This is a genomic window from Chryseobacterium sp. CFS2, assembly GCF_036543225.1.
Classification (GTDB): Bacteria; Bacteroidota; Bacteroidia; order Flavobacteriales; family Weeksellaceae; genus Chryseobacterium; species Chryseobacterium culicis_A.
Window position 1 is genome coordinate 165721 of sequence record NZ_JAZHQU010000003.1, and the last position, 20277, is coordinate 185997.

The following is a 20277-nucleotide window of genomic DNA, read 5'->3' on the forward strand; positions in this document are numbered from 1 at the left end:
CTGTTTATTCGTCAGATTTTAAATTTTGATGGGCAAAATCTGCCATTTCATTCACCGCCAGTTGCACTTCCTCCAACAGGTCTCCCATATGCATAAACCCATGAACCATATCTTTATAAAGGCTTGTTTTAAGGGTTACTCCTGCATTTTCCATGTTCAGAGAAAGCTGTTTTCCATCATCCAGCAAAGGATCATGTTCCGCCAGAATGATTAATGTAGGCGGAGTTTCTTTAAAATCTTTTATCAAAACAGGAATCGCCAGCGGATTACCTTTCTCTTCTTCGGGAAGATAGCCTGCCCAGGCATCAATTCCTCCCTGTTTGTTAAGAACCGGACCATTTTCATATGTTTCCCATGATTTTGAGTTCAATTGATTGTCAGCGGCAGGATAAATCAGAATCTGAAATTTCAACTGTTTTCCTAACTGAGTGGAAACTGCCGTTGCCAGAGCACCTCCGGCACTGTCGCCTATGATGCCAATTTTATCAGGATCAATCCCTAAAGATTCTGCATTTTTGAACACCCAGTTTATCCCATCAATACAGTCATTTAAGCCTGCCGGGAAAGGATGTTCCGGAGCAAGGCGATAATCTATAAAAATAACTACAGATCCGGTTTTATTAGCCAGTTTTCGAACTACAGCATCATGGGTTTCATATCCTCCTGCTATAAACCATCCTCCATGAATATAAATAATAGCTGATGACTGTTGTATTTCTTTTCCATGAGGACGGTAAATACGAACAGGAATCTGATAATTGTCCTGCTGAATACTCAGTTCTTCAATCATCGCTACTGATTCTTTTTTACCACTTAACTGCAGCGACATCGTCTCAAGATATTTACGGGCTCCGTCTAAAGAATCTTTTGGATTGAAAGGTTGTATTGTTTCTAAATGATTTAAAATCTGTGTTATTTTAGGAGTTAATTGCATTTCTATTTTGATTTAAGTTATTGTTTCTGCCGCGAACATGAGCGCTATTGTTCTTTATTGCAGTATATTTTCTGGTTTGAGCAACAAAATTAAATCTCAACCCTTACATTTGCATTGTATACAGCTAAATGTATGGTACTAACAAATTTGTAAGTAATGAGCAAGATAAAAGAAAATTCAACGAATAATATCAACAGACAGTATATACAGGGTTGTGATCTGAGTTACGCCGTATGTAAAATCGGGGGCCGATGGAAACTGATTATTTTAAATAAATTAAAAGATGGGAAATTACGTTTCAGTGAACTTAGAAACTCTATCTCAGGGATAACAGAAAGAATGCTGACGCTCCAGTTAAGAGAACTGGAGAAAGAAAGCCTGGTGAAGAGAACCGTACATGCGGAAGTTCCTCCAAGAGTAGATTATGAACTTACAGCTATTGCCAGAGAGTTGATTCCGATCTGGAAACAGCTCGATGAATGGGGTGGAAAGCATAGAGAATTGATGCAGGTACAAGAGAATGCAGAAGAGTATAAATAAAAAAGTTTCGGGGATTTTATCTACGATAAAATCCCCGAAACTTAAAAGGATCAGAAATATAAAATAAATTCTGATTTATGCTTTATTCACTTTTTTACAAAATAGAACATGTGCTATGAGTGCCAATATTCCAAATGTTGTCCCTACAAAACAAACTCCTGTCCATTGAGCCTTTTGCCAGGCGATAGAAGCCAGCCATGTTCCCAGTGATCCTCCAATGAAATAAGATACCATATAAACAGTATTGAGCCTGTTGACAGCATTAGATTTGATAAGGAAATAATTGGTCTGATTCATGATATGGCTCGACTGTACTCCCAGGTCAACAAGAATTACTCCTACAATCAATCCCCAATAAGTTTCCCCCGCAAAATAGGTAAAACCCCAGCTTCCAATAACGATCAATAAAGAATACAATATAATTCGGTTAAGATCCAGATACTTTTGAAGCTTTCCTACTTTTGCAGCCGCTAAAGCTCCTACCGCTCCTGCCAATCCAAAACTTCCTACTACAGATGATCCGGCGTTAAAAGGCGGTTTCTCCATGTGAAAAACCAATGTTGTAAACAGTGCACACATTGATCCAAATGCCATTGCTCCACGGAAAGATGCAAGCTGAAGTACAGGCTGTGTTTTGGCAAGCTGAGCAACAGAACGCATCAGTTCTTTGTAAGTTCCTTTAAAATTAGGAGATAGCTCAGGTAGCATTTTATAAACTGCCAGCCAAACCAGAATCATCAATCCGGCAGCAATACCAAACATGGCTCTCCAGCCCCATACTTCCCCTACTATTCCCCCTATAAAACGGGAAAGAAGGATTCCCAGCAGTAATCCGGACATGACCAATCCAATATTGGCTGATTTCTCTTTATCGGATGAAAGCTCTGCAGCAATAGGAACAAACAATTGCGGAATCACGGATGTAGCACCAATTAATAAGCTGGCAGCATACAACATCCATAACTGAGTGGCAAAAGTCATCCATAAGAGCGACCCGAAAACCAGAAACAAATCGATTAGAATTAATTTCTTGCGAAAGAATTTATCTCCTAACGGAACAATTAGCAACAGCCCTAAGGCATAACCAATCTGGGTAAGCACAGATATTTTACTCGCCGCACTCTCAGAAACCTGAAGTTCTTCAGAAATAAGCGCCAATAAAGGCTGATTATAATAATTATTAGCGACCACAAGTCCGGAAATAATGGCCATAAGCCAGATAACAGTCCGGGAAATACCATGGGAAGAACTCTCCTGCATTGCGTATAAGATTTTATTTGGATTGAAAGCTGTCCGACGGCAGATCATGATGGAACCGTCAGATTTTTAAGAGATCAAAGGTAATCATAAAAAAAAGAAATGATCAGTCTCTCTTCTTTACATTTTTATGAATGATGGATGATTCTGTGATAAGTAGAATGATTCCAGCGTTCTGCTTCTATGATTGTTTTTATTGATAACTTATATCGATGAAAAACCTTTTGAATATTAGAAATATTAAAGAAATTTGCAGCATGAAAATCATTCCACTTAAAGAAGGTAATTTTTCGGCAAGCAAAACCAAAGACTTCACGCTTTTAACAGAAGACAATTTTGATAAAGTTGGAGGAATAAAAATGTCTGTACAACCGTTTCTTATCATTACTGAAAATGATTATATCCTTCTGGATGCAGGAATTGGCTGGAAAAATGAGTCCGGATCCACCGTTGTTTCAGAAATTCTGGAAAAGGAAAATATCCGGCCTGATCAAATTACAAAGTTATTACTGTCTCACCTTCATAAAGATCATATTGAAGGTGCTGTAAAGCTTACAGAGAATGGTTTTGAAGCTGCTTTCCCAAATGCCCGGATTTATATTCAGAAACGCGAACTGGATTTTGCGATGGAAAAGAAAGGAAATCCTTCTTTTGATTTTGATATGCTGGAAAAACTGATTCAGCTCCCGAATATTACCTGGATGAATGATGATCAGGGACAGATCACTAATGAGATTTCCTATGAAGTGGTTGGCGGACACACTCCTTTTATGCAGGTGTTCTGGATCAGAGAAAATGGGGAAACTGTCTTTTATGGTGCTGATGATCTTCCACAGGCTTCTTATTTAAAATATCATCTAGCCTATAAAAGTGATTTCGATGGCAGAAAAGCCATGGAATTAAGACTTACATGGGAAAAGGAAGCAAGAGAGAACAACTGGAAAATTCTTTTGTACCATGACCTGGAGAAATCTGTAGTAGAAATTTAAATAAAAAAATGGTTTAAATTTCATTAAACCATTTATAGATATCAAATTCAGAAGGAATATTAAGTTTTTTTCTGATCCTGTTTTTCCTGTTTTGTATTGCTTTTGGGGTAACAAAAATACAGGTTGCAATTTCCTTTGTGGTCATATTGAGCTTAAGGTAAATACAAAAGATCAGTTCAGAATTTTTAAGGGAAGGCTGTATATCAGATAACTTTTTAAAAAAATCGGGATAAACCAATCTGAATTTATTTAAGAGACGAGGGGAATTTGCTTTGGCCAATGCCATTATTTCGTCTTGTACAAGAATCTTTTGGGTTAAATCCTCTAAGTTAGTTTCAGGTTTTCTATTTTTCATAATACTTTTTCATCTCTTATTTCAGATACCACATCTCTTGGGAATCTGTACAAAGTCTTTTTTTACTGTTCAATTTGTATTTTACCAAATCACCATTGGGAACAAAATAATTTTTATGTATTCAAAATTCTGTAGCTTTTAATTAATATAATGTAACGATTGATGGTGTATAACCCGCATTTATTGAATGATTATGTTAAAAAAACTACACATATGAATTTCTTTCCATTTTTATACAGGCAAAGAAAGAAAAAATGATTAAAATTTTATTAAATATGTGTACCACATAGATACCACGTTATATATTGAGTCAAAATATCATAATTGCTTTTATCAGCTTGTTTCCCATTCTTTGCGTTCCTGTTTTGATAGGAAGTAAATGTAGTGTGTTATTCCCTTAACTTTTTATGATCTCGATCAATGTTTTCAACCTATTTATCGGAAAAAACCAATATATGTGGTATATGAATGGTACCACATCATAGAAGAAACAAATAAAATGGATGTTCCTTTATCATTATAAAATTTTGAAGCATTAGCAGTCTCTAAAAGAGGTATTTAAAATTTTATATGAAATTTAAATGAAAACTAATGATCAGTGAAAATTTGCTTATCTCATTTGGAGCCGAAATTAAAGACTATAAAGCGGAAGATATTATTTTTCGTGAAGAAGAGTTACCAATACAGTATTACCAGATTCAAAAAGGTAAAATTAAACTCAATAATTATACAGAAAACGGGAAAGAGTTTATCCAAAATATATTCTCAGATGGTCATAGCTTTGGAGAATCCTTACTTTTTGTCAACAGACCTTATCCTATGAATGCTGTTGCAATGGTAGATTCAAGTATTTTTATAATGCCGGGACAGAACTTTCTGGAGCTGCTCCAGAATCACCCTGAAACTTCATTAAATGTCTATCAATGTCTTGCTGAAAGAATGTATTATAAATATATCATGCTTTATAATCTTTCATTCCAAAACCCCGTTTCCAAACTAAAACTCCTGATGGATTATCTGAAAAGCTATCATGACGATAAAACCCCTTATTCTTTCCAGATTCCGCTTACCCGCCAACAGCTTGCTTCACTTACCGGATTGTGTGTAGAAACAGTTATAAGAACCATAAAACATATGGAAAAGGATCAGGTTCTGAAAATAGAACGCGGGAAAATTTATTATTAAAAATAAAAGCAGGATTGAAGCCGGCTTTTTTATTATTACTATTTATTTTCTATTATTTTCAAGTTCTGAAGATAAATCCGGCAGCCTTCAAAATCATAATATTTTTCTTTTAGTAATTTTATTTGATAGGTTATAGGAAGATATTTACCCCATTTAGAAAAATCAATAATTTCAGGTTTGTCTTCTAATAAACCCGTCAGTATTTTATCCATATCTTTTTCTATAAGAAAATTGGCAAAAACGGTTTTTAGCTCTTCTGTAGTATGACCTCCTATTTCAAAAGCACTCTTTTGAGGATCCAGCGTATTTTCTATATTCATACTATCCAATATCAAATCTATAGAACGGTTAATTCTTGAACTTGTAAAAGAATAAAACGTAAGTTTTTCGTTATGATCCAACAGAGGTCTTTCCTTTTTAAAATCACTGATGGTAAAAGAAGAAAATTCACTTCTTAAAAGAATAATGATTTGCTGGGCAACATCATCCAGAAATTCATATTGTTCTTTGGAAATAAGTATCTCAAGCATCTTTTCCCTGATCTGATGAGCTGTATCTGCAGCATCTCCAAAAAATTTGGGCTTTTTACCATCTCTGGCAGGAATTACCTCTATTTTTTTGGTTTGATAATCAATATCCTTAATACTCCATATTTTAGCAGACAGATAGATGTTTTCATTCTCTCTTATCTGTGGCGATAATGGTAATTCTCCAATTTTCACTCCGCTGCTGGATACTTTAAAAAAAACAGGGGTATCAAAAAGGCTATAGAACTCTTTCGTGTTGACCACTTCTTCTCCGTGTATCCCAATGATCAGTTCATTACCCAGTTTTTCAAAAAAATCAATAGCAATAAGGTAGTGGATGATTTCCTCTGTTTCCTCCATGCTGATCTCTGAAAATGCAGAATTTCCTGTAATTTCTTCCACAAGTTCAGGTAAAGAAATCCCTGAAGAGCCTTTAACAATAGATAAAAGCTGATGAGCCATAATGTCATAAGGCTTTTTGTTAATGGAAACGGGTTCTATATATTGTTCCTTATAGAGCATCCAGCAGGCTAAAGATTGTAATAGGCTCCATGGTTCTGTCGCGTAAAGTAATAAATTGCTCGCTTTTCTTTCCCTTCTGCCACTTCTTCCTACCCTCTGAATGAGGGAGGCAATACTGTGGGTAGCATCAATTTGTACTACTTCATCTACATTACCAATATCAATTCCCAGTTCCAGTGTTGAAGTACAGGAAATACAAAAGTTCTGTAAAGCTGAATTTTTAGCAAAAAACTCAACATATTCGCGGACTTCTTTGTCTACAGAAGAATGATGTGAAAAATAATTTTTATGTCCACCTACTTTCTCAGAGATCTGTTTCAGTTTTACAGCCACTTCTTCCACTCTTCCACGGGCATTTGGAAATATTAAAACTTTACTTTCTCTGGTTCGGATATAAAGGTCTTTTAATAATGGTAAAGGTAGTTCTTCAACAGAGCCGGGGAAATATTTAAATACTGCATTGATTGGCTTGGGAGTGGTATCCCTGATAACTTTTGTATGCTCACTATCTCCTAAAAATTCTTTTAGCTCGGTATATTGATTGGCATCACTTACTGTTGCTGAAAGCCCTACAATACTAAATTTTTTGACATTTATTTTTTGAAGGCGGCTCAATAATGACTGCAGATGAGTTCCCCTGTCTGATCCTAAAAAAGAATGAATTTCATCAATAACCACATACTCCAGCCCAGAAAAAAGATGGTGTATATTGTAAGGTTTATTCACAAACATCGCTTCTATAGATTCAGGAGTGATAAGAACAATACCTTCCGGGTTTTTTAAAAGTTTGTCTTTCGCAGCTTTAGAAGCTTCCCCATGCCATTTTGTGACAGGAACATCCAGGTATTCACAAAGGCTTTCCACTCTGAAGAACTGATCATTGATCAAAGCAATAAGCGGTGAAATATAAAGTACTTTTACTCCGGGGATTTTAAAATTTACCTTAGACAAAATAGGCAGAAAAGCAGCCTCAGTTTTCCCTGAAGCTGTTCTTGATATTAAAATATAATTATTATCGGTAGAAATAATTCTTTGAATAGAAGCCTCTTGAATAGGTCTTAGGCTCTCCCATTTCTTATTCCGAATATATTTCCTGATAGGCTCGGAAAGCAGATTAAAGGCTGTCATAATTCTTCAATACTGTCTAAAAGAATAAGATCATTGGGTCTTTCGTCTGCAATTTCAATTTCCCCGAAAAGTCTTTTTTTATCCACTTCAGGATTCTGTCTGATGATATTAAGGATATTGAGAAAGTCTCTGATCACTTCTCTTGGCGTCAGAAACTCTGCAGCTCCTGGTTTGTTGAAAATTTCCTCCATAAAAGCAGAAATATCCTCATCTGTAATATCCAGCTCTGTTTTATAATTGAAATCAAAAATCAGTTTCAGCTTTTTTAGCAGAACAAAAATTTCATTATGATTCAAAGGCATTAGTTTGATCACCGGCTGGGCGAAATCACGCAGTTCAGAGGTTTCGAATTTATTGGCTTCAAGTCTGGATTTCAGTGCCTGATAGCTGAAAAGACCTCTTCTCTCATTTTCCAGAAACTCTTTTGTTCCGGCAAAATTAATGAAAAGGTTGGCTACTTTCCCCTGAAAACAGTCATTGTAAATAGACAGAATTTTCTCGTAATTTTTCTCACGGGAAGCCATTGTAGAAATTTTATAGAGATTGATGGCTTCATCCAGATTGATCATGAAACCACTATAGCCCATGCTCACAAAAAGCTTGCAGAAATTCTTGAGCATATCATAATAATTGGAATCATTGATGATTTCCCTGATTCCTAAATCCTGTCTTGCTTCTGTTTTAGTGCTGTATTCTCCTTTCAACCATTTCAGTGCATTTCTGCGCAGCAATTCATCTCCGTTAATATAACCTTCATAGTATTTTACAATAGCTGAACCGAAATCAAAACCACCTATTTCTGTGATTTCGTTCACAGTTTTCATAATAGAATTCTGAATCAACCCCAGATACTGATCACTTCGGATTTCCATCAGGGATATGTGATTTTCCTCTGCCGTTTTTGCAATCACCTGTTCTATCCATTTTTCAAGTAAAGTTGGCAATGCTCCTCCCTCTGGTTTGGTCTGGATCGCAATATTATCCATAATTGCAGAATATAGGATCACACTTTTTCCATCATTGGAATACAGTCTGTTATCCGGTGTAAAATCTGCATTAGCTACAACAAACTTTTGTTTTAAAGCCACTGTATTCAGTAAATGAAGCATAAAAGATTTTCCACTTCCAAAGTCACCAATCCAGAATTTCACAAGGCTCAATCCGTTTTTGACATCATCCAGAGAGCTTATAAAAGCATTAATTTCTTCAGATCTCCCTACTGTAATATGTTGTACTCCTATTTTCGGAACTACTCCGCTTACCAAAGAATTGATAATGGAAGTAGCTTCTTTAGGTTTAATATTGTCAATCATTTTTTAAAAGTTTTTTGTAATAATTTGTGTTAATAATAAAATATTCCTCTTCTTCCTCAATCAGAATATCGTCGAGAAGTTCAAAACAACATTCATTAATAGAATCTATGGTAGAGCCCATAAACATTCCTTTTGCTTTGATAAAATCCTGAAGCTCTTCCTGCAGGATATTGAAGCTGTGTTTCTCAAATAAATCTATAATATCTTTTTGAATTTCTGTTAAATGAAGATCATCCATATATTTGGAAACCTGAATCTCTGATAGGTGTGGAATAGCGGTAATGGTTAATTCTTTTTCATCAGCAATTTCTGTCTGTTGTATGGAAATCATTTCCTCTCCGCTATCATCATTCAGAATCTGTCCTAATATATCGGCTGTTTCTGAATGCTGTGCCTGAATATTTTTAATGACTTCAGTATCAATTTTAATTCTCTTTCTTTTAGGCAAATAAAACTGACTAATTTTCTCAAGAGCGATTTCCATATTTCTGTCGCTAATAAACTCATTCAGAATATTTTCAAAGTCCGTGAACAATTCTGAGGTAGAAAACAGGTTTTTCTGAACATTTTTTGGGAGCTCTCTTTTATCAAATTTTGGGGAGCTAAGATCCTTTTCCAGATAGTGAATATAAAGCCTTAATGCACAGTTTTTATCATATTCTGCTACAAATTTTGAAGCTTCAAAAAATAAAGCATCTATTGACGGATTTTTGATATTCACATCCGAAAGCCTGAATATCTCTCTTTCAAAAGCCAGGGAGTTGGAATAATCATTCCGGATCATTTCAAATTTGGTCTTCCAACGGCTAGTATTATTCTCATTGAGGATAATATTGGTTTTGTAATCGGCATCAAGAATCTGGTGCTGGTTTTCACTCAGGAAGGCATCAAGCTTTGAAACGATCTTTTTATTGTAATGATAAAGAATTTCCTCCTCAGTATAAATAAAATCAGTATTAATTTTTCTTTTAATACCATACACTTCACGGACATTGTTTTCACTCAGTTTCAAAATATGATTGAAAATTTCTGTCTGTACGGAATTGTAAGTATAATTGTAATTCAGGCTGTCTTTTCTGTAATTGTACCGGAGGCAGACAATAATTTCTGACAGTTCTTCAATGACAGTTGGATATGATTTGTTGACAGGAATACAGTTCTGATACAGGTATTCAATGGATCTTAAAAACTGCTTAATAATCTGTATTTTACAATATTCAATCTCATTGAAAACGTTACCGGAAAAGGACATGGTATCCAACATGGCGGATTGATCCTCGTTAAGATTGAGCTTTCTGCTGTATTTTTTTCCAATTTTCCAGGAATCCGGATGAGAAGATTGGCTCTGATCCTGAGGAATATTCCCAGAAACAAAATCTTCGTTTCCAAAATCAATCCGACTTTCCAAATGTCCGGAAACATCAATAATAAAAGGATCGGTATTGAATGAACCTTGATTGTTAGGCATAGTATTTTCGGAGGTTATCATTATAGAATGTTCTGAAGAGGCTTCTCTTCAAACCGCGTCAAAAACATCAAACTCATGAACCAAAATAATAGTGTGTCCTGACTTTCTGAGATCTAAGGCTTTTTCCACTTTTCTTCCGTAACAGGAATAGCTCCAGCAAGCATTATTGGTATCTCCAATAATCAGGTAATCTGTTTTTCTTGAAATGGTATTCACAGGAATTCCCCCTTTGTTAGAAATTGCTTCCTGCAATTCGTTCCGGGTTCCACGACTTAAAATCCCTGTAATACAGAAGGTTTTATTTTCAAAAGTAATTTCAGGATCTACAGCACAGATACCAGATATAGAAACACCTTCCGTATCTTTTTCCACTTTTTCAGCGATCTCTGTATTTTTTAATTCTACAAACTGTTTAATAAAAGCTGTCAGCACAGCTCTTTCTTCTTCATTTATTTTTTTGTCAGCAACAATTGATAGAACGAGACTTCTGATCTCATCATACGGATAATGAGAATTCAGATGCTCATTCTCAGATAGCCATTCATGAAGTTTAAAGATCTCATCATCATTGAGAATACCATCAGCCAGTATACCATGGAAAATTCCTTGCAAAAGCTGCAAATCTGAAGTAATTCCATTGTAATAGATACTGTCATGTTCATATTTCTGGCATAACCAATACAAATCTTCAATGGCTTCTTTAGCCGGAATTTCGTTGGAGGCTGTATTTTCAATTAAAAGCATGAACTCTCGGAATGGATTTCTACTGATCAGATCATAATGTTCTTTGGCCCATAATCTGAGTTCATCCATTTCTCTGACATCAATAATGTTATCAGAAAGAATACCTAGTAAAAGCCCTTTTAAAGAATTGATTGCTTTATCTGCTCTTGCTTTGGAAGTAAGAACCTGAAGTTCAGGATTTTCAAAATTAGTCATCTTAATACAATTGAGTTATGGTAATTAGTTTATTGATCGTAAATCAATGCTCTAATATAACAATATATTACCTCAAATGTATTGAAGATCCCAAAATATTCTTTACGGTTTTCCGTAAGAACGTTGATAAAAATGAAAAAGAAAGAATTCAAAAATGGAAACTGTAACCATCAAAATTATTTCCTAGTTCTCCTTTGTAATGTGTTACTGATCCAGCTGTTTCTGAAACTCTTCCAGATATTGGGCAAGATGAATTCCGTCTGCCAGTCCATGATGCGCTTCAATCGAAACCGGAAGGTATTTTCTACCTTCCCTGATCGTAAATTTTCCAAAAGCAATCTTAGGAACTGATTCTGTGGTATTAAAATCTGTAGGATGCAATATAGCACTGAATGCATTCCATGGAATAGTCGTATGTCTTATATGATCTTTTCCAAGTCTCTCATTGCTCAATCTCAATCCTGAAGTCTGATGTACGCCTTTTATTTCCTCCTGCAGAGCAGTGTTAAAAGTTTCAAAATCCTCTGAATAAGGAGTAAATGAAAAACCAAAAGTACCATCAGGTCTTCCAATTGTACTGCCGGCATGAACCGTATCAAACTGTATTACCTGACCATCAATAATTCTTAGTTTTAATTCATCCACTGTATTGATGGCTACCATAGACTTGTGAAAATAATAGGCAAAAAATGAATATCCTTTTTCTTTCGCTGTGTCATATGCTTTTGTACAGTCTACCTCTGTGGTAAATCCAAAATAAGGGCTTGCCATATTAGAGAAAAATTCGAAATGCTCTTTCCTGTTCCAGTTGTCTATATCTACAATCTTCATTGATTCTTATTTGCTGCAAATTTCTGAAAGTTTCTCCGGTTTTAAAAGGTTACGATTAAAAATATAATTAAAGCTTAATTTTGTGAAGCAGCTATTTGGTAGATATTTTGCTGCAAAATACACGTATTTTAGAATCTTATTTGTAGATCGTCAGATAACTCCTTTTCATTCAGGAGTTAAAAATTTAATTAACAACAACATAAAAAATATCATAATGGAAAGAATCGGATTTATCGGATTGGGAAATATGGGACATCCTATGGCTAAAAATCTTGAAAAAGTAGGATTTCCGCTATCTGTTTACAACAGAACTTCAGAAAAAGCCAAAGATTTCGAAGAAAAAGCTGCTGTCTGTACCCACATTAAAGACCTGATACAAAACAGCGATATCATATTCACCATGTTGACCAACGACAGTGCTGTAAAAGCAGTGTATGAGGAAATTCTTCCTTTAGATATTCAAGGGAAACTCTTTGTGGACATGAGTACAATTTCTCCGGAAGTTTCCAAAGAAACGGCAGCAGCTCTGAAAATAAAAGAAGCTTCATTTATTGATGCTCCTGTAGCAGGCAGTACCCAACCCGCTCAGGAAGGTACATTAATCATTATGGCTGGAGGTGAAGATGACGATATCCAGCGTGCCATGCCCTATCTGTTGAAAATGGGAAAATCCGTAAAACATCTGGGCGAAAACGGAAAAGGTATTGCCGGAAAGTTATCGATCAACTATTTTCTTTCCACAATTTATCAGGGATTGGCAGAAACTGTTTTATTGGCTGGAAAATTAGGAATTGAAAGATCAGATATGCTTGAGATAATTAATGAAAGTGCCAGTGGAAGCGGTGCTACCAAAGTAAAAACACCGATGTTGATTGCAGATCAGTATGCTCCGGCATTTGCTCTTGATTTAATGTTGAAAGACATCCTCCTCGCTAAAAATGCAGGCGCTGATTTTCCTTTATCCGAAGCATTGATTCAAACCTATCAAAATGCACATGATAAAGGCTTTGGTCAGGATGATGTTATAGGAATTATCAACTATTTAAAACAAAAATAATATGGAGATTATCAATTATAACGGTAAACAATGGTCAGCAAAAAAGGTAGGTCACATCTATATCGTCAGCCTTGACAACCATTCTAATATTGTAGAATCTTTAACGGATTTTATTCAAAACCAAAATATCCAGGCAGGAGAAGTGACTGGAATAGGTGCCGTGAGTGAGGCAACACTTCGTTTCTTTAATCCTTCAACAAAAAAATATGTGGATAAAACCTTTAAAGAACAGATGGAAGTTACCAATATTTCCGGAAATGTCTCTGAAATAGAAGGAAAACCGACTCTTCATCTTCACATTACGTTGGGAAGAGAAGATTACACTGCGCTGGCAGGGCATCTTTTGGAAGCAAAAATCCAGGGAGCTGCAGAATTTATTTTCTATCCACTGAATGCCAGAGTGGTAAAAATTAAAAACGAAGAAATAGGAATCAATCTCTATGATTTTGAGAAATAAAACCTTAATTGCTGTTGAAAGTAGTATTTTTGATGAAATATTTATTGGATGTTTGAGGTTCTGCTTTCCCATATTGAGAATAAGATTGATATCACCGACGAACAGAAAAATCAGGTTAAATCTTTCTTTACCTTAAAAAAGCTTCGTAAAAAACAATATCTGCTTCAGGAAGGAGATATCTGTAAATCATTGTCTTTTGTAAGTAAAGGATTGTTAAAATCTTATTTTCTGGATGAAAAAGGAAATGAACACATCAATATGTTTGCCTTTGAAGGTTGGTGGATCTCAGACTTCAACAGTTTTATCAATCAGGAAAAATCAGTTTTGAATATTGATGCTATTGAAGAAACGGAAGTTCTGATGATCACCTTGGAAAATTATGAAAAAATGATGCTGGAAGTTCCTGTAATGGACAGATATTTCAGGATCTTATATCAGAATAGTCTTGTTACAAAAGATTACAGACTTATTGTTTCCAATAGCTATACTGCTGAAGAAAAGTATCTTCAACTGGCACAAAAGAGTCCGGAAATGATTAAAAGAGTGCCTCACAATCTTATTGCCTCCTATCTTGGTCTTGCCCCTGAAACCGTGAGCAGGATCCGTAAAAAGAATTCTTTGAACAATACTTGATCCAGATCAACTCAAAGGCATGATCCAAATCAAGGATAAAAGCTTCTATCCACCCATAATTTTGTACAAGAAATTTTATAATACTTATGGAAAAAATTGCATTGGTAGTAGGTGCTACCGGAATTACAGGAAGCAATCTTGCTGAAGAACTGATCACCCAGGGCTGGACAACATACGGATTATCAAGAAATCCAAATACCGGTATTCCAGGTCTTCTTCCCATTAAAGCAGATCTTACGAATGAGCAGAATCTTGCGGAAGCCCTGGATGGGATCTCTCCTACTCATATTTACTTTACCACTTGGATGCGTAATGACACTGAGGAAGAAAATATCCGGGTCAACAGTATGCTGGTAAGAAACCTTTTGAACGTTTTATCTCCTAAAAAATCGGTTCAGCATGTAGCTCTGGTTACAGGGCTTAAACATTATCTGGGACCATTTGAGGCCTATGCTAAAGAAGGAATTTTACCTGAAACCCCTGTCAGAGAAGAACATCCAAGACTTCCACTTCCCAATTTTTATTATGCACAGGAAGACGAAGTGTATAAAGCTTCAGAAAGAGAGGGCTTCACATGGAGTATTCACAGGCCTCACACCGTGGTTGGATATGCAGTTGGAAACCTCATGAATATTGGAGTAACATTGGCTGTATACGCCAGCATCTGTAAAGAAACCGGAAGGAAATTTATCTGGCCGGGATCCGAAGCACAATGGAATGGAGTTTCGGATGTAACGGACGCCAGAATATTAGCTCAGCAACTCGTTTGGGCATCTACTACAGAATCAGCAAAAAATCAGGCATTCAATATTACAAATGGAGATGTTTTCAGATGGAAATGGCTGTGGAAAAGACTGGCAGATTGGTTCGGTATAGAAGCTGTAGGTTTTGAAGGAACCATACAACCTCTTGAAAAAGAACTGGAAAACGACCACCAGACCTGGACAGCTATTGCCGAAAAATATAATCTGAAAGAAAAAGATCTTAACCGTTTATCATCAGCATGGCATACGGATCTTGATCTTGGAAGACCGCTGGAAGTCATGTGTGATATGTCAAAAAGCAGAAAACTGGGTTTCACGGCTTATGTAAGCACAGAAGATTCTTTTATAAATGTTTTTGAAAGACTTAGAGCAGAAAATATAATTCCTTAATGGAAAAGGAAATACAAAGACTCAAGATTTATTTCCTGTGTCTTTGTGCTTTCAACAAACAAGCAATGCTTATAGTATAATTTGTGTTTTTTTAATGACTTCCATTAAACTTCTGTAGTGGTTACCCCAAATTTCTTTTTAAAAGAAGAATAAAAATGGGATAAATTCTCGAAACCCAGATCAAGATAGATATCCGAAGGTTTTTTATCCCTGTTTTTAATTAAATAATACGCTTCCTTTAGTCTTTTTTCTTTCAGCCATTGTTTTGGAGTCATCTCAAATATTTTGTTGAAATCCCGCTTAAAACCTGAAAGACTACGGCCTGTAAGCTTTGCAAAAGCCTCCACCGATACATTGAACATAAAATTCTTGTTCATAAACTCCTTAAGGTCAATTTTATGGGGTTCAGAAAAATCAAAAAGAAGATTTTTAAGATCAGGATTACTCAATAAAATAAGCTCGATGGCTTCTTTTACCTTTAAAGCAGCCAATGTTGGAGGCACTTCTTTCGTTTTATGAATATAAGGAATGAGTGAAGCAAAATAGCTCTTAAAAAAATCATCAGGCTCAAAAAACAAACGCTGGCTTTCCGGAAAATTAGCATGTACAGCTATTTTGTTTTCTGTGGCATAATCTCTCAGGGTTTCATCGTCAAGAGTGATAGAAACAAACTGATATTTTTCATTGTCTGAAGGATATTTAATCGTTCTGATCAGTTGATTTTTCCTTACCAGAACCACCGTATTCTCTTTGATCACCGTTTTACCTTGTTCATGAAAAGCATGCGTTTCCCCGGATATCTGAAATCCCAGAAAATGGTCAGGAATAAATTCCTCATGGCCTCTGTAAGATTCAAAAGCACATGAATAAACCAGTTTATCAAATATAATCTCAGAAGTATTTTCCATCATACAAATATCTGAAATTTAAGCAATAGCATGAGCTCCTGCTTCTGCAATTTCTTTATCCTGCTCAGGGGTTCCTCCTGAAGAACCTATAGCACCAATGATTTTTCCTTCCATATCCTTAAGAACAACACCGCCTGCAATAGTCAGCAGTCCTTCGTTTGAATTCAGCATTCCATAGCCATGAAAGCCGGTTTCTGAAATAATACTTCCCATCACATCACTATTTACTCCGAACATAGCAGCTGTTTTTGCTTTTTTAACAGCAAAATCAATCACTCCATACACACTATCTAATCTTGCCAGTGCAACAAGATGACCTCCCGCATCCACTACGGCAATACTCACGGGAATATTCATGGATAATGCCTTTTCTTTTGCTGCATTTAAAACCTTTTCTACAGCTTTATAATTCAGTTCCATACTATTAACTTTTTGCTGTCCACGCCTCTGCCTGAAGCTGTTTCACAAAATCTTCGGTTTCCTTTGGATGTACATTTCTAAAATGACTGTCCTCATCTAAAGCCACATTTACAATCACTTCAGCCATAGACTGTGGATCAAGCTGATGGGCTAAAGATTCTGCGGCTCCGTCAAAAGCGGATTTCGGAGTGAAGTTGATTTTCGGATCATACCAATGGAAAATAGAATCTACTCCCCTGTCATTAAATCCTGTTCCAAATACCCCTGGATTGCAAGTTGCAATTTTGATATTAAATGGAGCAAGCTCAGTCCTCAGCCCTTCAGCAATAGATTCCAACGCATGCTTGGAGGAACAGTAGGCAGCCACATAAGGAACTGTCCATAAACCTCCCATTGATGAAGTGAAAACAATCTTACCACTTCTTTTTTCAACAAACTTTTTGATGAAACCCTGGGTAAGATTCAATGCACCAAATACATTGACTTCGAACATAGAGCGGATAATGTCCACCGGCTGTTCAGCAATTGGACCGCCTTCCATAATTCCGGCATTGCTGATTAAAATATCTATTTCATATTTCTTTAAGATATAATCAATATCCCTTTGGCTGGTAACGTCCAATTTATCCACTATAAGATCAATTCCCTGTTCTTTAGCTTCCCGGATTACATCACTCATCTGAGGATAAATCTGTGTAGTGGCAATTACCTTATGTCCTTTTTTCGCAAGCTCAAAAGCAGCAATCTTTCCGAATCCACTTGCTGCACCTGTAATTAAAATTGTTTTACTCATTGTATTCTTTTTTAATGTTGGTACAAATTTCAAAGATTTCCAGAAGGATAATATTGCCTGGAAGTTCATTTTTATATTGCTGAAAAGTTCAAAAAAACTATTATCAAAGAACCATGAAAGTCAGATTTCAGATTTGAATGATAATAAAAAATAAACAGTTTATTGTAAATTGGTTAAGTTTTTGAAGCTTATCTCATAAAACCAGTCACACCATTGAAATTAATCACATTTACAAAAAAAGGAATTTATTGTCCACAGGGAAAATTCTATATTGATCCCTGGCGACCTGTAGATATGGCGGTTATCACCCATGGCCATGCCGATCATGCCCGCTGGGGAATGAAAAAATACCTTTGTCATCATTTTACAAAACCCATTCTCCATCAAAGAATAGGAACAGATATCGAATGCCAAAGTGTAGAATATGGAGAAGTTATTACCATCAATGGAGTAAAACTCTCCCTTCACCCCGCCGGACATATCATTGGTTCGGCACAGATAAAACTCGAATATAAAGGATATGTGACCGTAATTTCAGGAGATTACAAAGTTCAGAATGATGGACTGAGCACTCCTTTTGAGCTGGTAAAATGCAATGAATTTGTGACAGAAAGTACCTTTGGCCTGCCTATTTATAACTGGCTTGAAGTTCCGGATTTAAATAAAAAACTCCAAAACTGGGTACTGAAGAATAAAGAAAATCATAAAACCTCTGTTTTTATAGGCTATTCTTTAGGGAAAGCCCAGCGTATTATGAAAGCAGTGGAAGAATTGGGGAAAATATATGTACACTACTCCATCGGAAAACTGAATGAAGCTTTTGAAACTGTAGGAATTGACCTTCCGGACTATACCATTGCAGACTTCAGAGAACGTCCAAAGGAAATGGAGCATGAAATTGTTATTGTTCCTCCTGCTTTACTCGACAGCAATATCATCAAAAAAATCCCTGATCCGGCTACTGCAATATGCTCAGGCTGGATGCAGGTTCGTGGTGCCAGAAGATGGCGGAGTGCAGATGCAGGATTCGCGATGAGTGATCATGCAGATTGGAAAGGTTTATTGCAGACTGTAAAAGCTACGGAAGCCGAAATTGTGCATGTTACCCATGGACAGACGGAAGTATTTTCAAAATATTTGAATGAAATAGGCATAAAAGCTGATGTTGTAGAAACATTATTTGGCGAAGATGAAGAGGAATCTGAAAAAGAAATCACTGAAAACCCTGAATCATGAGACATTTCGCAGACCTTATCAATGCTTTGGAAACCACCAACAAAACCAATGCTAAAATTGATGCTATCATTGATTATCTGGAACGCGCTCCCGATGAAGATAAAGTATGGTTTATCGCCTTATTTACCGGAAAAAGACCTAAGAGAAATGTTAATACCAATTACATGAAAGAATGGGCGCTGGAAATCACGAAACTTCCCTACTGGCTATTTCAGGAATCGTATTCTTCTGTAGGAGATCTTGGGGAAACATTATCATTAATTCTTCCACCTCCGGAAGAAAAAATAGAGCGCTCCTTATCAGAATGGATGAACGACATTGTCAATCTCAAAGGCAAAACAGATACAGAAAAGAAAGAATTTGTATTACAGTCATGGAACGGTCTGGACTATACAGAGCGTTTGATTTTCAACAAATTAATTGGTGGAAGCTTCAGAATCGGGGTTTCAGATAAAACATTAATCAATGCGCTGACAAAATTTTCCGGGCAGGAATCGAGTGCTCTCATGCACAGTTTAATGGGAAAATGGCTGCCTGATGAAGTTTCTTTCAAAGAACTTATTGATGCTGAAAATGTGAATCCTGACAATTCAAAACCTTATCCTTTCTGTCTTGCTTATCCTTTGGAAAAAGAAACTCAGGAACTGGGAAATCCGGACGAATGGCTGGTAGAATATAAATGGGACGGAATACGCGGACAAATCATCCGTAGAAACGATGAAGTCTTCATCTGGTCAAGAGGAGAAGAACTTATTACCGAGCAGTTTCCTGAGATTACAGAGGTCGTGAAAGCGATGAAAGGCAGCTTTGTTATAGATGGAGAAATACTTGCGGTAAAGGATGGTAAGGTTTTAAATTTTAATGAATTACAAAAAAGATTAAACAGAAAAACTTTAACTAAAAAAATGCTGTCGGAAATTCCGATAGAAGTCTTTGCCTATGACTTATTGGAACTTGAAGATAATGATTTGAGGGAAAAACCAATCTCTGCAAGAAGAGCTTTGCTTGAAGAATTATTATTGAATGAGAATCCTCAGAATATCAGTCTCTCTAAAAGTCTGGACTTTGAACAGTGGGAAGAACTGGATTCGCTTCGTGAAAATTCAAGGACAGTAAACAGTGAAGGATTGATGTTAAAACAAAAAAACTCACCCTACCATTCCGGCCGGAAAAAAGGCGACTGGTGGAAGTGGAAAATCAATCCGTTTACGATTGATGCAGCCCTGATCTATGCCCAAAAAGGCAGTGGCAGACGAAGTGCTTATTATACGGATTATACTTTTGCTGTGAAAAACGGAGATACTTTGGTCACCATAGCCAAAGCCTATTCTGGATTAACGGATAAAGAAATTATGGAAGTGAGCCGGTTTGTTACCAAAAATGCCATTGAGAAATTCGGACCTGTGAGAACCGTAAAAGCAGAACTGGTTTTTGAAATTGCATTTGAAGGCATTGGTTTCAGCAACCGTCATAAAAGTGGTGTTGCACTCCGGTTTCCAAGAATTGTAAGATGGCGGAAAGATAAAACGGTGGATGAAATTGATGATTTGGAAGAAATTAAAAAATTAATACAATAATATTTTTGGCGCAACGACCGCAAAAGTTTTCATGTTATTTATGAATATTTTTTC

The 20277-nt window shown here is 36.1% G+C and carries 20 protein-coding genes; 9 read left to right on the plus strand and 11 right to left on the minus strand.

The features are described 5' to 3' along the window. Nucleotides 1-4: 4 nt before the first annotated feature. A complete protein-coding gene (locus tag ODR02_RS07560; RefSeq protein ID WP_309512027.1) occupies nt 5-934 on the minus strand; it encodes an alpha/beta hydrolase in 930 nt (309 codons plus the stop codon). Nucleotides 935-1090: 156 nt separating this feature from the next. Here ODR02_RS07560 and ODR02_RS07565 point away from each other — a divergent pair, with 156 nt between their 5' ends. Next, on the plus strand, nt 1091-1474 hold the full coding sequence (locus tag ODR02_RS07565; protein WP_309512028.1) for a winged helix-turn-helix transcriptional regulator: 384 nt from the start codon (nt 1091-1093) through the stop codon (nt 1472-1474). A gap of 75 nt (nt 1475-1549) precedes the next feature. Here ODR02_RS07565 and ODR02_RS07570 read toward each other — a convergent pair whose 3' ends face one another. Then, a complete protein-coding gene (locus ODR02_RS07570; RefSeq protein WP_105682350.1) occupies nt 1550-2734 on the minus strand; it encodes an MFS transporter in 1185 nt (394 codons plus the stop codon). 254 nt (nt 2735-2988) lie between these two features. Here ODR02_RS07570 and ODR02_RS07575 point away from each other — a divergent pair, with 254 nt between their 5' ends. Next, complete coding sequence (locus tag ODR02_RS07575) at nt 2989-3720, plus strand: MBL fold metallo-hydrolase (protein ID WP_309512029.1); 732 nt, start codon at nt 2989-2991, stop codon at nt 3718-3720. A gap of 13 nt (nt 3721-3733) precedes the next feature. On the opposite strand, the gene ODR02_RS07580 is transcribed toward ODR02_RS07575, so the two are convergent. Continuing rightward, on the minus strand, nt 3734-4075 hold the full coding sequence (locus ODR02_RS07580; RefSeq protein ID WP_062669594.1) for a helix-turn-helix transcriptional regulator: 342 nt from the start codon (nt 4073-4075) through the stop codon (nt 3734-3736). Between the two features lie 591 nt (nt 4076-4666). Between ODR02_RS07580 and ODR02_RS07585 the strand changes: the two genes are divergently transcribed. After that, nucleotides 4667-5260: a Crp/Fnr family transcriptional regulator gene (locus tag ODR02_RS07585; RefSeq protein ID WP_209784451.1), complete on the plus strand. Its 594-nt coding sequence runs from the start codon at nt 4667-4669 to the stop codon at nt 5258-5260. Between the two features lie 38 nt (nt 5261-5298). Here the strand turns inward: ODR02_RS07585 and ODR02_RS07590 are convergent, their stop codons facing one another. The 5 genes from ODR02_RS07590 to ODR02_RS07610 form a co-directional block, all read right to left on the minus strand. After that, nucleotides 5299-7437, minus strand: a complete 2139-nt coding sequence (locus ODR02_RS07590; protein WP_309512030.1) for a DEAD/DEAH box helicase — start codon at nt 7435-7437, stop codon at nt 5299-5301. Beyond that, on the minus strand, nt 7434-8750 hold the full coding sequence (locus ODR02_RS07595; protein ID WP_309512031.1) for an ATP-binding protein: 1317 nt from the start codon (nt 8748-8750) through the stop codon (nt 7434-7436). Before ODR02_RS07595 ends, ODR02_RS07590 begins: the two co-directional genes overlap by 4 nt. After that, nucleotides 8743-10239 (minus strand): tellurite resistance TerB C-terminal domain-containing protein, encoded by a 1497-nt coding sequence (locus ODR02_RS07600; protein WP_309512032.1) that lies wholly within the window; start codon nt 10237-10239, stop codon nt 8743-8745. The genes ODR02_RS07595 and ODR02_RS07600 overlap by 8 nt, the downstream gene beginning before the upstream one ends. Before the next feature lie 27 nt (nt 10240-10266). After that, entirely contained in the window at nt 10267-11157 is an 891-nt protein-coding gene (locus ODR02_RS07605) for a BRCT domain-containing protein (protein ID WP_105682355.1), read from the minus strand. Between the two features lie 204 nt (nt 11158-11361). After that, on the minus strand, nt 11362-11988 hold the full coding sequence (locus ODR02_RS07610; protein WP_309512033.1) for a chloramphenicol acetyltransferase: 627 nt from the start codon (nt 11986-11988) through the stop codon (nt 11362-11364). Nucleotides 11989-12070: 82 nt separating this feature from the next. On the opposite strand from ODR02_RS07610, the gene ODR02_RS07615 reads away from it, so the two are divergent. The 4 genes from ODR02_RS07615 to ODR02_RS07630 all read left to right on the plus strand — a co-directional run bounded on the left by ODR02_RS07615 (nt 12071) and on the right by ODR02_RS07630 (nt 15289). Further along, nucleotides 12071-13045, plus strand: coding sequence for an NAD(P)-dependent oxidoreductase (locus ODR02_RS07615; protein WP_309512034.1), 975 nt, complete (start codon nt 12071-12073; stop codon nt 13043-13045). A 1-nt stretch (nt 13046) separates the two neighbouring features. After that, nucleotides 13047-13502, plus strand: a complete 456-nt coding sequence (locus ODR02_RS07620; protein WP_309512035.1) for a PPC domain-containing DNA-binding protein — start codon at nt 13047-13049, stop codon at nt 13500-13502. A gap of 48 nt (nt 13503-13550) precedes the next feature. Then, the gene (locus ODR02_RS07625; protein WP_309512036.1) at nt 13551-14135 is read left to right on the plus strand and encodes a Crp/Fnr family transcriptional regulator; all 585 of its coding nucleotides are present in this window, start codon (nt 13551-13553) and stop codon (nt 14133-14135) included. An 86-nt stretch (nt 14136-14221) separates the two neighbouring features. Further along, entirely contained in the window at nt 14222-15289 is a 1068-nt protein-coding gene (locus ODR02_RS07630; RefSeq protein ID WP_309512037.1) for an SDR family oxidoreductase, read from the plus strand. 104 nt (nt 15290-15393) lie between these two features. On the opposite strand, the gene ODR02_RS07635 is transcribed toward ODR02_RS07630, so the two are convergent. From ODR02_RS07635 to ODR02_RS07645, 3 genes are read right to left on the minus strand one after another with little or no spacing between them, the layout of a single operon-like run. Next, a complete protein-coding gene (locus ODR02_RS07635) occupies nt 15394-16200 on the minus strand; it encodes a helix-turn-helix domain-containing protein (RefSeq protein ID WP_309512038.1) in 807 nt (268 codons plus the stop codon). A gap of 15 nt (nt 16201-16215) precedes the next feature. Then, nucleotides 16216-16617 carry a GlcG/HbpS family heme-binding protein gene (locus tag ODR02_RS07640; RefSeq protein WP_309512039.1) on the minus strand — a complete coding sequence of 134 codons (402 nt, stop codon included), beginning with the start codon at nt 16615-16617 and terminating at the stop codon, nt 16216-16218. A 4-nt stretch (nt 16618-16621) separates the two neighbouring features. After that, nucleotides 16622-17410 carry an SDR family oxidoreductase gene (locus ODR02_RS07645; RefSeq protein ID WP_309512040.1) on the minus strand — a complete coding sequence of 263 codons (789 nt, stop codon included), beginning with the start codon at nt 17408-17410 and terminating at the stop codon, nt 16622-16624. A 213-nt stretch (nt 17411-17623) separates the two neighbouring features. Between ODR02_RS07645 and ODR02_RS07650 the strand changes: the two genes are divergently transcribed. Both ODR02_RS07650 and ODR02_RS07655 read left to right on the plus strand, forming a co-directional pair. Continuing rightward, nucleotides 17624-18646, plus strand: a complete 1023-nt coding sequence (locus ODR02_RS07650; protein ID WP_309512041.1) for a ligase-associated DNA damage response exonuclease — start codon at nt 17624-17626, stop codon at nt 18644-18646. Then, nucleotides 18643-20223: an ATP-dependent DNA ligase gene (locus ODR02_RS07655; RefSeq protein ID WP_309512042.1), complete on the plus strand. Its 1581-nt coding sequence runs from the start codon at nt 18643-18645 to the stop codon at nt 20221-20223. The genes ODR02_RS07650 and ODR02_RS07655 overlap by 4 nt, the downstream gene beginning before the upstream one ends. Nucleotides 20224-20277: the final 54 nt, after the last annotated feature.